Raw genomic sequence first — 13256 nt, 5'->3', positions numbered from 1 at the left:
CTGCTGCACGAAACGCTGCACGCGCTCCAGCGCGGCGGGGGTGAGGCTGATGGCCATGGGGACACTCCAAAACAGTGGTGACAAGTATAGCGAGACCGCCACACCCCGGCGGCACGCTGGGCGGTGGCGTCCGCAACATATGGGGGCAGCGCGCGCCGGCGACAAGCGCAGCTTGGCGCAACGTGTTCAGGTGCTCGCGCCGGCGCGCCCGCAGCCAGTAAACTCGCAGGCCATTCAAGGTCGCTACGGCGAGGAAAAGTCATGACGGTGGTCAGCGTTGAACATGCGCTTGCGGGCAAGCTCCCCGAAGGCGGCGAAGTCACGGTACGGGGGTGGGTGCGCACGCTGCGCGGATCCGCCGGACTGGCCTTCATCAACGTGACTGACGGTTCGTGCTTCGCTCCGATCCAGGTGGTGGCCAACGACACTCTGCCCAACTTCGACGAGATCAAGCGCCTGACCAGCGGCTGCTCGCTGATCGCCAAGGGCGTACTGGTGAAGTCGCAGGGCAAGGGCCAGTCGTTCGAGATCCAGGCCAGCGGCGTGGAGATCGTCGGCTGGGTCGAGGACCCGCTCACCTACCCCATCCAGCCCAAGCCGATGACGCCGGAGTTCCTGCGCGAAGTGGCGCACCTGCGCCCGCGCACCAATCTGTTCGGCGCGGTCACCCGCATCCGCAACTGCCTGGCGCAGGCGGTGCACCGGTTCTTCCATCAGAACGGCTTCAACTGGATCAGCACCCCGATCATCACCACCTCCGACGCCGAAGGCGCCGGGCAGATGTTCCGCGTCTCCACGCTGGACATGGTCAACCTGCCGCGCGATGCCGCCGGCAATGTGGATTTCAGCCGCGACTTCTTCGGCAAGGAAACCTTTCTCACCGTGTCCGGCCAGCTCAACGTGGAGGCGTACTGCCTGGCGCTGAGCAAGGTCTACACCTTCGGCCCGACCTTCCGCGCGGAGAACAGCCACACCACGCGTCATCTGGCCGAGTTCTGGATGATCGAGCCGGAAATCGCCTTCGCCGATCTGGCCGAGGATGCACGTCTGGCCGAGCAGTTCCTCAAGTACCTGTTCCGCGCGGTGCTGGACGAGCGTGGCGACGATCTGGCGTTCCTGGCCGAGCGCGTGGACAAGAACGCGATCAGCAAGCTGGAGGCCTTCATCAATGCGCCGTTCGAGCAGATCGACTACACCGAGGCAGTGAAGCTGCTGCAGAACTCCGGCAAGAAGTTCGACTTCCCGGTGGAATGGGGCCTGGACCTGCAGACCGAGCACGAGCGCTGGCTCACCGAAGAACACATCGGCCGCCCGGTGGTGGTGACCAATTATCCCGAGCACATCAAGGCGTTCTACATGCGCCTGAACGATGACGGCAAGACCGTCGCGGCGATGGACGTGCTGGCGCCGGGCATCGGCGAAATTATCGGCGGCAGCCAGCGCGAAGAACGCCTGGACGTGCTGGATGCGCGCATGGCGCAGTTCGGCCTGGATCAGGAGCACTACAACTGGTACCGCGATTTCCGCCGCTACGGTTCGGTGCCGCATGCCGGCTTCGGCTTGGGGTTCGAGCGCCTGGTGGTCTACGTGTGCGGCTTGAGCAACATCCGCGACGCCATCGCCTATCCGCGCGCGCCGGGTAGCGCGGAGTTCTGAGGTGAGTCTGCTGGTGGCCTCCACGCTGCAATTGCTGGCCTTCCTGGTGGCATTGCTGAGTGCCGGCATTGCTGGGGTGCGAGGCCTGCGGCTGGCGCAGCTGGCGTCTGCTCACCCGAACCCGGGCGCGTGGTGGCACGCCGATACGGCGCGCAAGGCTGTCGGCCATGCCGTGCGGCCGTTGTGGTGGACCATTGCTGCGCTGGTGATCGGCGCAGCACTTCCCAAACTCGCATTCCTGCTGGCGGGCACATGACTCTGTTCTTCGCGCTGTGTTTCGTGGGTGTCGCCGTCGCGGGGCTGACCGCACTGCTGATCTTCTGGCCACTGACCCTGGTGCACTTGCGCGACCGCCACCCGGACGCGCTGGACAGCTTTGGCGACCCGGCCTTCATCAGTCCCGTGGCGTTGCGCTGGTTGCTGGCGCGCCGCTACCGCAGCTACCGCGACAGTGCCCTTTCCGGCCTGGCCACGCCCGCGTGGCTGTCGCTGCTGACCATCTTTTTCGGCCTGGGCATGGCAGCCCTGCTCGGGCTGCTTTCCAAGGTAATGCCATGACTATCGAGCTCGACGACCGCGACACCTCCACTGGCCATGACCAATGGTGGCTGGCCACCATCGGCCGCACGTTGATCTGGGCACGGCTGCGCATCAAGGATGCCGGCACCGCCGAGGTGCTGGACAGCGATGGCAAGACACTGGCCTACGACAGCGAAGACAGTGCACGCGCGGCGCTGTTCGATGCCGAATTCGTCGCGTTGGACGGGCTGGACGAAGAAGACGCCCTGATCCGCGGTTTCTCGCTGCACGAAATCTCGCCACCGCAAGGCGACGACGATGCCGACCTGCGCGAACGCATGGTCATCAGCATGGGCGGCCGCGCCTGAGATGTACGCCCCGCGCGCGTTTGCACAGACCGATCTGGCACTGCTGGACTGGCTGCTGGCGCGCGACGCGTACGTCACCCTGATCAGCCAGGACGAGGGCGGGCAACCGGCCATCTCGCACCTGCCGGTGCTGTACCGGCGCGATGGCGAGACCATCACCATCGAGGGACATTGGGCACGCCCCAACCCGCAGGCGCGCGCACCTGGCGAGGCGGCGATCGTGGTGCACGGCCCGCACGCCCATGTGTCGCCTACCTGGTATCCAGACAAGGAAACCGCCGCGCGCGTACCGACCTGGAACTACGCGGTGGCGCATCTGCATGGGCATTGCAGCCGGGTGGACGACGAGCAGGCGCTGGGCGATCTGATCGGGCGCATGAGCGCGCACTTCGAACACCGCATCGGCAGCGACTGGCAGTTCGAAATGGCGCGCGATAGCCATCGCCGGCAACTGCGCGGCCTGGTGGGCTTCCGTTTCGTGCCCAGCCGTATCGAGCTCACCTTCAAGCTCAGCCAGAACCACCCCGCCGCCAATCAACGCAGTGTCAGCGAATTCCTAGCGCAGCAACCCAACCAAGCCTCGCAAGCGATCGCAGCATTGATGCAGGCGGCCATGGACGCCAATACGAGGCGCTGAGACGGCAGCGGCCGCACTCTCGAAGGCTGATCACCAGACGGTTGGGACCCGTCGGCCGTACCCTCGGGCGACGCCGGAATCGAGCTACCCGCGGGTCGTGGCACCACTACCTCACTGCGCCAGGCATCGCCCCCGCTCCACGCTCACACCATGATCAGCATGCGCTAGCAACGTACACGCTGCGCTGGTGGTGCATCGGCCACCGGGGATGCTGAGGTGCATATGCCATCGCCTAGCACCTGCGTGCTTGTACCAGCGTCCATACGACCGGTGTGGCGCTGTGCGTTGCCGGGATGCCTCAGCCGGCACGGCGCATGTGCTGCGCTACGCACGCATCGGGCGGCTCACCACTCCCGTCGATTGCTGCTTCGAGCGAAGAAAGGCCCTGCGCGATCGCATAACGGGTCAGCTGAGCGATGCTCTGGATATTGAGCTTCACCATGCAGTTTTCGCGATGCGTTCCCACCGTTTTCACGCTCAGGTGCAAGCGGGTAGCGATCTGCCTGGTGGACAGCCCCTCCGAATAGAGCTGCACGATCTCGCGCTCGCGTGAGGTCAGTCGGGTGTAGGCCGACTCGGCCTTGGCGGGTCGACGCAGCCCTGCGATCAGTGAACGCGACATCTGCGGGCTGATGTAGGTCTGATCCTGGGTGACGCATTGAATCGCGCGCAGCAATTCAGCGAAACGGCTGGTTCGCGCCAGATAGGCTTTGGCGCCAGCTTCGAAGACTGCGCTGGCCTGCATACAGGCATCGGACGGAGCGATACAGATTGCCCGGCTATTGGGACTGCGCTGCATCAAGCGTCGCGTCAGATCGATACCGTTGAGGCCGGGGAGCAGGACATCCACCAGGACGATATCAGGCAGTTCTCTTGCGGCGATCTGAAGACATGCCAGCCCGTCTTCCGCATGCCCTACCACTTCGAATCCCGGAACCTTTTGCAGCAAAGCGACCATCCCTTCCACGAGGATGGTGCGATCGGCAGCAACGACGATACGTGTCTTCATCATACCCTCTGGTGCACGAATGGGGACCGCGATGTGCAGCGGCTTTCAGGCGGCGCGCTGCAGCGAATCGGCAGAGGCTCGGCAGGAGCACTGGAGCGAGCTTGTCACACGCTCACCTCCGGGCCATCGGTCTTGAACTGATTTGGCGAGCATCGGATGCTGATATCGATACCGCCGCCGACGTCGCTGAGACGCCATGACGGGTGCGCCTGCCTGAAGCGTGTTAGGCAATTTGCGCCGGAGCCAAAGCGAGCCATGCCGCACGACGCGAAAACGTGCTGCCACCTGCTGCTCTGCAGACTCTGCCAAACCGTGCTTCTGCTTAAGGCCGGCATAAAAAAAGCGCGCGCGCCTTACCGCATCTCACTAACGAACGATTACGAATCGTCGGACATCATCTGCCTGGCAAGGCTGGTCAGTTGCTGGCGCACCTGATCCAGACGCGGGTCCGCCTGCATCTCACGCTGCAGGTCCAGTAGACCTGCAGCAAGTTCGCCACGCGCGCGGATGCTTTCGGATTCGGCCGACGCACGCTGCGACTGGATGGCGGCAGCGGCTTGTTGGCCGGAATCGCCGCGCACGACCGTCTCCATGACCTCGACCATGCGTTGCAGCAGGCGGTACACCGCGCTTGCCGAGAAGCCGCCCATCATCGCCAATGCGGGCTTTCCGAACGCGCCCAGGCTGCTTTCAGCGAAGAGATTCTCCGGCAGCAGCTCCACCAGGATCAGGCCAGCGATGAGGCCAAGGATCATGCGCGCCGCATAGGAGGAATCGAAGCGCGGATCGTATGTTGCGTCGGCAACGTAACGATGGGCTTGAAACAAGGCAGAAAACGCTGCACCGAGCCCGGCGCAGGCCAGGATGAACATCACATTCCAGCCCAGCGTACTCCCCGAGGAGTCGAGGAAGCCCAGCGTGATGTTGTGCGCGTTCACAAGGCTGGACATCGCCAGCCCGACCACTGAGGCCAGACAACCGACCGAGGTCAAGGTCAAGGTGCGGATCAACGGAATCGGCCCGAGCCAGCGTAGCCAGCCACCGCGTAGGCGCTCGCGCTCGATCAGCACAACCGCCTGTGGCGTTGCCGGCTGGATCGCACGCACCAGCTGTCGGTGCAGACCGGCCAATTCGCGCGCGCCGGATTCGCCGTGCAAGGAGGCACCAGGCATCACGCGCAGCTCTGCCAGCCGGCCGGGCAGATCGGGAGACATTGCCATCCCTTGCTTCAGTGCATAGGACACCATCGCCCGGCATTCAAGCTCCAGTTGTTCGAGTACGCTGCAAAATGCCGGCCCGCCGAATTCTGCCGGCGGGACGGGCTGGGCCACTGCGCGTCGCCGTAGGCCGGCGCGCCTGCTGGCTCGCTTCCACATAGATGACGTCCTTGCTGGCAGGTACGCAGCGACGACACCTCAAGGCATCCGCTCGAACAGCGCCGTGTCCCGCTGACCTTTCAACAACAGTGCAAGCTCGGCGCTGCCATCAGCACGAACCTGCAGACTGGCCTGGGCATCACTGAGCTGACGACAGTAGCCCCTGTCGTTGGCCATGACCCAGGCATTCAACGCGCCTGCCGCACGTCCGGCATAGCGCAATTCCACTTGGCAATCGCGTGGGGCACCGTAACGCAGGCGACCGAGCACATCACCCGGACGAACGGTGGTCGCCACGATTTCCAGCTGTGCAGACATCAGGCCCGCCGCGCGCCAGCGCCCGGCTTCGGCCAATCCGGCATTGCTTTGATCCAGGGCGACGACGAACGGCGAGGCGCTGCCAGACAACGTGAGCTGCATCCCAGGCGCGCCCTCATCGGCCACCTGGAGTTGGGCAAGACCGCCGGTCAGCGCCTCGCAAAACTTTCCGCCATTGCGCGACAGCAACGCGTAACCGTCCGGCTGCGCTCGTAACTCGAGCGCGCAATTGTAGGGAGGCCCGAATCGCAGATCCGCCACCTGGGTACCCTCGACTCCAGCCGCGCGCGCACTCAGACGGACGTAGACCGGACCTGCGCTGCCGCCGGTGGACAGGATGCCGCGCCAGTCACCCGCCGGAATCCCCTCAGCGGGAACTGCCTGTGCTGCAGTCAGCGACAGACACAAGGCCAGTGCCGAGGTGATGCGCAAAATGTGATGTTGATGACGATGTTGACAAAACATGAAAAAGCTCCAGTAAGAAATTGGAAACGGTGGAAAGATCGGTCACGCGGCCAATCAGCAGACCAAACGCAGCGATGACCAGAACAACAACCAGGCAGATGATGAAGATGGATCGCGGCTTGCGCCGGGACTGCCGACAGAGATCTGCATGCAAGGTGGCCACATCGGTTCCCAGCCGCTCGGCGAGCGCACGGGCATCGGCGTCTGACAGCAGCAACCTCACGGCACCACTCCGGAATCGGACGGTGGCACGTCCACGAACGGATGAAGCGTCCATTCCTTCAGCGCGATGCCATCGAACCAGAGCACACCACGCGGACACTCCCTACCCTGATAGCCGATTTTCAGCGTGTGGCCCGACGTACGGCTGCGTGGCGGCGCAAGACGCAGCGCCAGTCCGGGAGCACCGTCGCTGTGCGTGACCGCCTCTATCTGCACTTCCAGCGTCAACGAAAACTCGCTGATTTGCGATAGCCGCAACGCGCGCAAGTGGCAGACTGGAATGGACAGCATGGTTTCCATTTCGCCTTGGGCCGTTCCTTCCTCATCCACGCAGCGAACCTGCATCCCGCAGGCAGCCACCGCAGCATCCACCAGCGCGGCGTGGCGCTGGTGGCATCGCAGTTGCGCTCGTCGGACGGCCTGGTCGAGCAACTCCACGAAAGCGTCCAGGGAATAGCTCGCGTGTGCCATCTACGACTCCGTCAGCCAGATCGGCTTGCGCTTGAACCCAACGTGGTAGCACAACCATTGCAGCACCACCTGATGCTCGCCCAGCTGCAGGATATTGAAGCTCCTCTCGATCCCGAGAATCGCTCCCTTGGGCGCTTCGCTGAGGCAGCGATTGAGCAGTTGCTGCGCGGCCTCGACCTGCTCAGCGGTCTGCATCTTTGCCGGGTTGTCGCTGCCGACGACGATGCGCTTGATGTAACTCACTTCTGACAAATCGATCATCGGCAACGACTCGGGTGATGGAAAGGTGCAGGACTCAGCAGCGCCGCTTACGGTACCTGCACAGGCGCTGAGACTTTGCGTGGCGCTGCGGCGGTCTGCAGGATGTCGAGCACGCGCGACAGCCCTTCAGGGGTACCGCGATCTTCGGCGTGCAATGCGACGTGATACTTGGCCGAGTTATCCGAAGAGCGCGTGTTTTCCTTGTGGCTGGACACCGATCCCTGCACGTTGACCTTGGCCTTGAACACGCCCCAGCCGACGCTTGCCTCCAGATCCACCTTGAGGCTCTTGTCTTCGGCTTCCTTTTCCGAGAACGAGGATTTGACTTCCATGTCGAAGGTCACGTCCACGGTCTGAATGCTCAAATTGGGAACATTGACCAAGGTCAGCAGCGGCACAACGATCTCGACTTCCTCCTCGGCCATCCCGGCACCGCTGGGGTCTTCGACCGGGCGTTTGAACTTGAACTGCGCGGTCCGTGTGCCGCCGTTCCCGTTGGGATCGGTAGCCGGGTCGGTCGGCGGCAGGAAACCGATGACCTTGATGAAGTCGGCGGTGGCGCGGGCCAGCATGACCTGCGCATCGCAGGCTGCACGTAACGGGGCGCCGATCAGGTCCGCCATCGGCAGGCCCTTGAATTGGTCGGACATATTGACAATATCGCTCATGGTGGTCTCCTGAAAAGTGATTGTTTAGAAGAATCGACGACGGCGGGAATCAATCTCCCTTGACCGTCTTGAACACGCCTTGCGACTGCGCAAGGCGATTGATGAGACGTGCCACGCCTTCGGTCGGCTCGCTGCCTTCCACGCGCAACACGACATGTACTGCACTGTGCCGCGCACTTTTTGCGTTGGAGCCAAGGTCGATGCCGATCTGGCCGGGCAGCGCCGGCGGCTTGGGATGCCAGTCATCGACGGCGGCGGGAACCGCCAGCGACGCCGGCAACGCGGCTTCGTCCAGTTCGCTGAGCTCGCCGAGTTGCGCATCGAAGCTGATCTCGACGTCCTTGATACGCAGGACGTTGGACGACACCAGCGGCAACAGCGGTGCGCGATACAGGTCTTCGTCGTTCTCGCCCGCTTCCGGATGCTGCGAGGGCAAGCGGATCAGAACGCTTCTGGGACGATTGTCCTCGTCGAAGAACGCGCCCAGATTGGCCATCTGGTGCTGTTCGATCCGGTCCTGGGCGTCGATGACCGCTCCGGCCAGCGCTTCAATCAGATCATTGAGGGAGATTTGCGCCATGTTGGGCTCGTTGGTCGGAGATGTCGCTGGGCCGGTACTGGCTCAGACCGCGTCGGGAAAGCTATCCACGCGTGCCAGCCATCCCTTGAGGAACCTGCCAAGCGCAGGTCGCGCGGCGACCAGTCGCTGGTAGTAGTCCCTGCGGCCGGCCTTGTAGCGTGCATAGAGGTCCTGCTGGTTGCTGGATGCCAGTGCGGCAAACGTCGCCGGTCCCATCCGCCCGTCCGCCACCAGCGCGCCGCCGGTCTGCGCATTGAGCACGGTCTGCAGCAGCTTGATCGCGTTGCCGCCGGCGTTGACATGGAAATCGAACAGGATGTTGGCCAGCGGCTGCAGTGCGATCTGGTCGGCGCGCAGCCGGTCCCAGTACTGCGCCTTGTAAATGACCCCGGCCTGGGCATCCGTCAGGGCACGCAGGTTCGCCAGGCTTGGCTCCACGCCCAGCAGGTTCTGGGCGCAGGCCTTGAAGGTCAGCAGCGTGATGCCTTTGTTGGTGGCCCCACCCGGATCGGCGGGATCGTTGACGAAGCCGCCTTCGTGCTTGAGCAGGGTCGGAAAAAACACGTTGAAGTCAGCCATCGGCGCCACCTGTCGAATTGATCGGTGGCGCCAGTTTCCGCATCGGTGCAATAGCCGGGCATCGGCCGTTCACCGATACTACGGTGCCTGAAAGCTGATTCATTCCGGGTCCCGGCAGGGGCCACCAAGACCGCGTTTTCTGGAATACTGCCCCCATGAACGAGCTCAACCATCTGCTAGACAACAACCGTGCCTGGTCCGAGCGTATCCGCCGCGAAGACCCGGAATTCTTTTCCAAACTGTCCACCCAGCAGACGCCCGAATACCTGTGGATCGGCTGCTCTGACTCGCGCGTGCCGGCCAACCAGATCATCGATATGGCGCCGGGCGAGGTGTTCGTCCATCGCAACATCGCCAACGTGGTGGTGCATACCGATTTGAACTGCCTGTCGGTGATCCAGTTCGCGGTGGACGTGCTCAAGGTCAAGCACATCCTGGTGGTGGGCCACTACGGTTGCGGTGGCGTGTTTGCCAGCCTCACCCAGAAGCGCATGGGCCTGGTGGACAACTGGATCCGTCACGTCACCGATGTGGCCGACAAGCACGAGGCCTGCCTGCACGATGCCGGTGATCTGCCGGTGCAGCACGCGCGCCTGTGCGAGCTCAACGTGCTGGAACAGGTGGTCAATGTCTGCCGCACCACCATCGTGCGCGATGCCTGGGAGCGCGGCCAGGCGCTGTGTGTGCATGGCTGGGTGTACAGCCTGCGCGACGGGCATGCGCACGACCTGGGCATGTCCATCGATCGCCCGGAGCTGCTGCAGGAGCGTTACGACGCCGCGCTGGCGCAGATCCAGGCCGATCACGAAGAACGCTGAGGCCCAACCGGACGCGTTCACAGCGACGCAAGGAACAGTCGTCGCCCGCGTCCGGACAAGGCGTCCGGAGCCGGCATGGCCTCAGTGGTACGTGCCGGCTCTGCGCAGCGGCAGCTGGGACCTCGCCTTCGCGATCGCGCCAGCCACCGCGCCACCCACCAGCGCCATGGGTTGGCTATGCTGGACGTCTTCTTTACCGAGGAACGTCGATGCTGGTCCCGCCGATCAACCTGCATGCCTGGATCGAGCAACACCGCCACCTGCTCAAGCCGCCGGTGGGCAACAAGTGCATCCAGCAGGACGGTTTCATCATCATGATCGTCGGCGGGCCGAACGCGCGCACCGACTATCACTATGACGAAGGCCCGGAGTGGTTCTTCCAGCTCGAAGGCGAGATGGTGCTGAAGGTGCAGGACGAGGGCGTCCAACGCGACATCCCGATCCGCGCCGGCGAAATCTTTCTGCTGCCGCCGAAGGTGCCGCATTCGCCGCAGCGTGCTGCCCGCTCGATCGGCCTGGTCATCGAACGTGAGCGCCTGCCGCACGAACAGGACGGCCTGCAGTGGTATTGCCCGCAGTGCAATCACAAGCTCTACGAGGCGATGTTTCCGCTAGGCAACATCGAAACCGACTTTCCGCCGGTATTCGATCATTTCTATCGCTCGTTGGCCTTGCGCACCTGCACCCAGTGCGGGCACCTGCACCCTGCGCCCGAGCGCTATGCCGCAGTCGAGGCCTGAGGGGACGATGGCATGCCATTGCGGCGAGCACGTGTAGCGCGATGCGGTTGATTGCCTGTGCAAGGTTTGCTGTTGCCGGGGCACTCGGCGTTGCCTGCGCATACCGCGATGACGCTGCAGCGCCGCGACGCGATGGGCGCGGCCGGCAGGTTCTTCCTGGCCGCTGCCTGACAGGAGAACTGCCATGACCTGCCCGATCCGGCGCAGCGCGTTTCGCGCGTGGCCGTATGCGCGCAGCGATCGCGCGCAAGCGATGCACCGGGCCGCTGCACGGAAACAGCCACCATGCTGCGGACACTGATCGACCTCAAGCCGCGCGATGTGCCGCTGCGCGTGGCCTTGCGCAACACCGCCGCGGTGGTGCTGCCGCTGGCGATCGGCGTGGCCACCGGGCATGTTGCCGCCGGGCTGGCCGTGTGCAGCGGCGCGCTCAACACCATGTTCTCCGACCAGCCCGGCCCCTACCGCGCGCGGCTGCAGCGCATGCTGATGGCGGCACTGGCGGCCGGCCTGGCGGCCTTGCTGGGCGTGTGGGTCGGGCACAATACGCCGGCGCTGGTGCTGGCCGGTCTGTTGCTCGGCCTGGGCGGCGGCCTGCTGGTGGCGCTGGGCCCGGTGGCGGCACGGGTGGGCCTGACCAGCATGATCCTGCTGGTGGTCAGCGCGGATATGCGCCTGCCTGTCGCTCAAGCTCCGGGCGTGGCGGCGCTGATCTTTGCCGGCGGCCTGTTGCAGGTGTTGCTGGCGCTGGCGGCCTGGCCGCTGCAACGCTACCGCCCGGAGCGGTTCGCGCTGGCCGAGCTGATGCGCCAGCTGGCCGGCATCGCCCGCCAGCGCCCGGAAGCCAGCGCTGCACCGCCGGCCACGCAGGAAGTGCTGGATGCGATGGTGATGCTGCATGGCGAACATCGTTCGCGTGCGATTGCCGTGCAGAGTTTTCGCATCATCGCCGAGCTATGCGAGCGCGTGCGGCTGGAGCTGCTGTCGCTGGCCGATGCCGACACCCGCCTGACCGAATCGCAGGCACGCCCGGCCATCGAGCGCGTACTCGAACGCAGTGCGATCGTGCTGGAACAGCTGGCCCACGCAATGACGGTGGGCGAAGACCCGGTGGCGGCGAACGCATCAATGACCGGCTTCGACGACCTGATCGCTGCGCTGGCGCAGGTGCAACACGACAACGCCGATACCCGCGAGCGCCGGCTGGTGCGCGTGGCGGTCGCCCGCGCGCAGGGCCTGGGCGGCCAGTTGCGCGCGCTGATCCGCAATGCCCACTGGGCCAGCAGCCGTGGCGAGATCCAGGCGCAACTGGCCGAAGCACGCCTGCCGGCAGCGCTGCGCCCGGCCGCCACCTGGGCCACCCTGCGCGCAAACCTGGATCTGTCGTCGGTGGCGTGTCGGCATGCGCTGCGTTGCGGCGTGTGCCTGGCCCTGGCGATCGCGTTCCAGCGCTGGCAACAGATCCCGCATGGGTTCTGGATTCCGATGACCACCGCCATCGTGCTCAAGCCGGATTTCGGCGGCACCTTCAGCTTTGGTGCGCTGCGCGTGGCGGGCACCTTCGTCGGCCTGTTGGTCGCCACGCTGCTTGCCCATCTGGCGATGGATGGCGCCAGCGTCCGCATGGCCTTGCTGGCGCTGTTCTGCCTGGGCTTTCGTTTGTTGACCCAGGTGAATTACGGCATCGGCGTGGCCTTCCTCACCGGCATGCTGGTGCTGCTGCTGTCGTTCGAAGGGGTGACGCCCGGCGAGGCGGTGGTTGCACGTTTGCAGGCCACCGTGGCCGGCAGTGCGCTGGCCCTGGTCGCCTATGCGCTGTGGCCCACGCGCGAGCGTCGGCATATCCGCAGTTCACTGGCTCACCTGCTCACTGCCTACCGCGAGCATCTGCGCAACCTGCTGCTGGGCCGGATGGACCACCTGGGCGACAGCCGCGCCGCCGCGCGCGTGGCACGTACCAATGCGCAGGCCTCGATCGAGCGGCTGCGCGGGGAGCCACGCAGCCGCCGCAACCTGCAGGAACTCAAGCTTGCCGAATCGCTGCTGGCCAACGGCAACCGGCTGATCCGTGCCACCTTGCTGCTGGAGGCGGTGCTGCGCGATGGCCACCAGTTGCCCGCGCTGGACACGTTGCCCGCATTTGCCGACCACGCCGACCAGGCGCTGGCGGAATTGATCGACTGTCTGGTCAACGGCGGCACGCCGGCCGCGGCCACCTTGCGCAGCGCCGAGCGCAAGCTTTCCGATGCGCTGGCCGCGCTGCCGGACGGCACGCCCGGCAGCGCGGCGCTTGCCGACACCATCGACCGCGTCACCGACAGCATCGGCACCCTCACCCACCTGCTGCGGCCTGCCCGACCGGCCCCGGCCGAGACAGCGGGCGTGCATGACGGCGCGCGCGGTGCCGGCGGGTAAACTGCCGCATCGTTCCAGAGCGTTGCATGCCCGATGACCACCGACCCGCTGTCCCGTTCCCACGCCGCGGCAATGGACGCCGCCGACCCGCTGCGCAACCTGCGCGAGGCGTTCGTGTTTCCGCAGCACCACGGCCAGGACCAGACCTACTTCG

At 65.0% G+C, this 13256-nt stretch carries 17 protein-coding genes; 9 read left to right on the top strand and 8 right to left on the bottom strand.

Annotation, left to right across the window (positions count from 1 at the left end; genetic code table 11):
* The first annotated feature begins 261 nt into the window (after window positions 1–261).
* Genes asnS through OZ10_RS15490 form a run of 5 tightly spaced genes read left to right on the top strand, consistent with a single transcriptional unit; the run spans window position 262 to window position 3180 of the window.
* Window positions 262–1656, top strand: coding sequence for an asparagine--tRNA ligase (gene asnS, locus OZ10_RS15510; protein WP_039411440.1), 1395 nt, complete (start codon window positions 262–264; stop codon window positions 1654–1656).
* Between the two features lies 1 nt (window position 1657).
* Window positions 1658–1912, top strand: coding sequence for a hypothetical protein (locus tag OZ10_RS15505; protein WP_039411437.1), 255 nt, complete (start codon window positions 1658–1660; stop codon window positions 1910–1912).
* Window positions 1909–2214 (top strand): hypothetical protein, encoded by a 306-nt coding sequence (locus OZ10_RS15500; protein WP_039411434.1) that lies wholly within the window; start codon window positions 1909–1911, stop codon window positions 2212–2214. The genes OZ10_RS15505 and OZ10_RS15500 overlap by 4 nt, the downstream gene beginning before the upstream one ends.
* Window positions 2211–2543: a hypothetical protein gene (locus OZ10_RS15495; protein WP_039411430.1), complete on the top strand. Its 333-nt coding sequence runs from the start codon at window positions 2211–2213 to the stop codon at window positions 2541–2543. Before OZ10_RS15500 ends, OZ10_RS15495 begins: the two co-directional genes overlap by 4 nt.
* A 1-nt stretch (window position 2544) precedes the next feature.
* Window positions 2545–3180 (top strand): FMN-binding negative transcriptional regulator, encoded by a 636-nt coding sequence (locus OZ10_RS15490; RefSeq protein ID WP_039565755.1) that lies wholly within the window; start codon window positions 2545–2547, stop codon window positions 3178–3180.
* 298 nt (window positions 3181–3478) lie between these two features.
* On the opposite strand, the gene OZ10_RS15485 is transcribed toward OZ10_RS15490, so the two are convergent.
* The 3 genes from OZ10_RS15485 to OZ10_RS15475 all read right to left on the bottom strand — a co-directional run bounded on the left by OZ10_RS15485 (window position 3479) and on the right by OZ10_RS15475 (window position 6315).
* On the bottom strand, window positions 3479–4192 hold the full coding sequence (locus tag OZ10_RS15485; RefSeq protein WP_052210051.1) for a LuxR C-terminal-related transcriptional regulator: 714 nt from the start codon (window positions 4190–4192) through the stop codon (window positions 3479–3481).
* Window positions 4193–4566: 374 nt separating this feature from the next.
* Entirely contained in the window at window positions 4567–5436 is an 870-nt protein-coding gene (locus tag OZ10_RS15480; protein ID WP_039411423.1) for a hypothetical protein, read from the bottom strand.
* Between the two features lie 168 nt (window positions 5437–5604).
* The gene (locus tag OZ10_RS15475; RefSeq protein ID WP_039411420.1) at window positions 5605–6315 is read right to left on the bottom strand and encodes a hypothetical protein; all 711 of its coding nucleotides are present in this window, start codon (window positions 6313–6315) and stop codon (window positions 5605–5607) included.
* A gap of 52 nt (window positions 6316–6367) precedes the next feature.
* On the opposite strand from OZ10_RS15475, the gene OZ10_RS20710 reads away from it, so the two are divergent.
* Complete coding sequence (locus OZ10_RS20710; protein ID WP_228313921.1) at window positions 6368–6556, top strand: hypothetical protein; 189 nt, start codon at window positions 6368–6370, stop codon at window positions 6554–6556.
* A gap of 11 nt (window positions 6557–6567) precedes the next feature.
* Here the strand turns inward: OZ10_RS20710 and OZ10_RS15470 are convergent, their stop codons facing one another.
* From OZ10_RS15470 to OZ10_RS15450, 5 genes are read right to left on the bottom strand one after another with little or no spacing between them, the layout of a single operon-like run.
* Window positions 6568–7041: a hypothetical protein gene (locus OZ10_RS15470; RefSeq protein WP_039411417.1), complete on the bottom strand. Its 474-nt coding sequence runs from the start codon at window positions 7039–7041 to the stop codon at window positions 6568–6570.
* Window positions 7042–7302 (bottom strand): hypothetical protein, encoded by a 261-nt coding sequence (locus tag OZ10_RS15465; protein WP_039411414.1) that lies wholly within the window; start codon window positions 7300–7302, stop codon window positions 7042–7044.
* 47 nt (window positions 7303–7349) lie between these two features.
* On the bottom strand, window positions 7350–7970 hold the full coding sequence (locus OZ10_RS15460; RefSeq protein WP_039411411.1) for a DUF2589 domain-containing protein: 621 nt from the start codon (window positions 7968–7970) through the stop codon (window positions 7350–7352).
* Between the two features lie 49 nt (window positions 7971–8019).
* Window positions 8020–8550 (bottom strand): DUF2589 domain-containing protein, encoded by a 531-nt coding sequence (locus OZ10_RS15455; protein WP_039520615.1) that lies wholly within the window; start codon window positions 8548–8550, stop codon window positions 8020–8022.
* Between the two features lie 42 nt (window positions 8551–8592).
* Window positions 8593–9129 carry a glycoside hydrolase family 108 protein gene (locus tag OZ10_RS15450; RefSeq protein ID WP_039565754.1) on the bottom strand — a complete coding sequence of 179 codons (537 nt, stop codon included), beginning with the start codon at window positions 9127–9129 and terminating at the stop codon, window positions 8593–8595.
* 155 nt (window positions 9130–9284) lie between these two features.
* Between OZ10_RS15450 and can the strand changes: the two genes are divergently transcribed.
* From can to OZ10_RS15435, 3 genes are all read left to right on the top strand, one after another.
* Window positions 9285–9947: a carbonate dehydratase gene (gene can, locus OZ10_RS15445; RefSeq protein ID WP_039411402.1), complete on the top strand. Its 663-nt coding sequence runs from the start codon at window positions 9285–9287 to the stop codon at window positions 9945–9947.
* 209 nt (window positions 9948–10156) lie between these two features.
* Window positions 10157–10687: a 3-hydroxyanthranilate 3,4-dioxygenase gene (locus tag OZ10_RS15440; RefSeq protein WP_039411400.1), complete on the top strand. Its 531-nt coding sequence runs from the start codon at window positions 10157–10159 to the stop codon at window positions 10685–10687.
* Between the two features lie 285 nt (window positions 10688–10972).
* Entirely contained in the window at window positions 10973–13102 is a 2130-nt protein-coding gene (locus OZ10_RS15435) for an FUSC family protein (RefSeq protein ID WP_039411397.1), read from the top strand.
* Window positions 13103–13256 lie beyond the last annotated feature (154 nt).

Origin of the sequence: Xanthomonas cannabis pv. cannabis (assembly GCF_000802365.1) — a bacterium.
Lineage (GTDB): Bacteria > Pseudomonadota > Gammaproteobacteria > Xanthomonadales > Xanthomonadaceae > Xanthomonas > Xanthomonas cannabis.
This window is presented reverse-complemented; position numbering and strand designations above follow the sequence as displayed.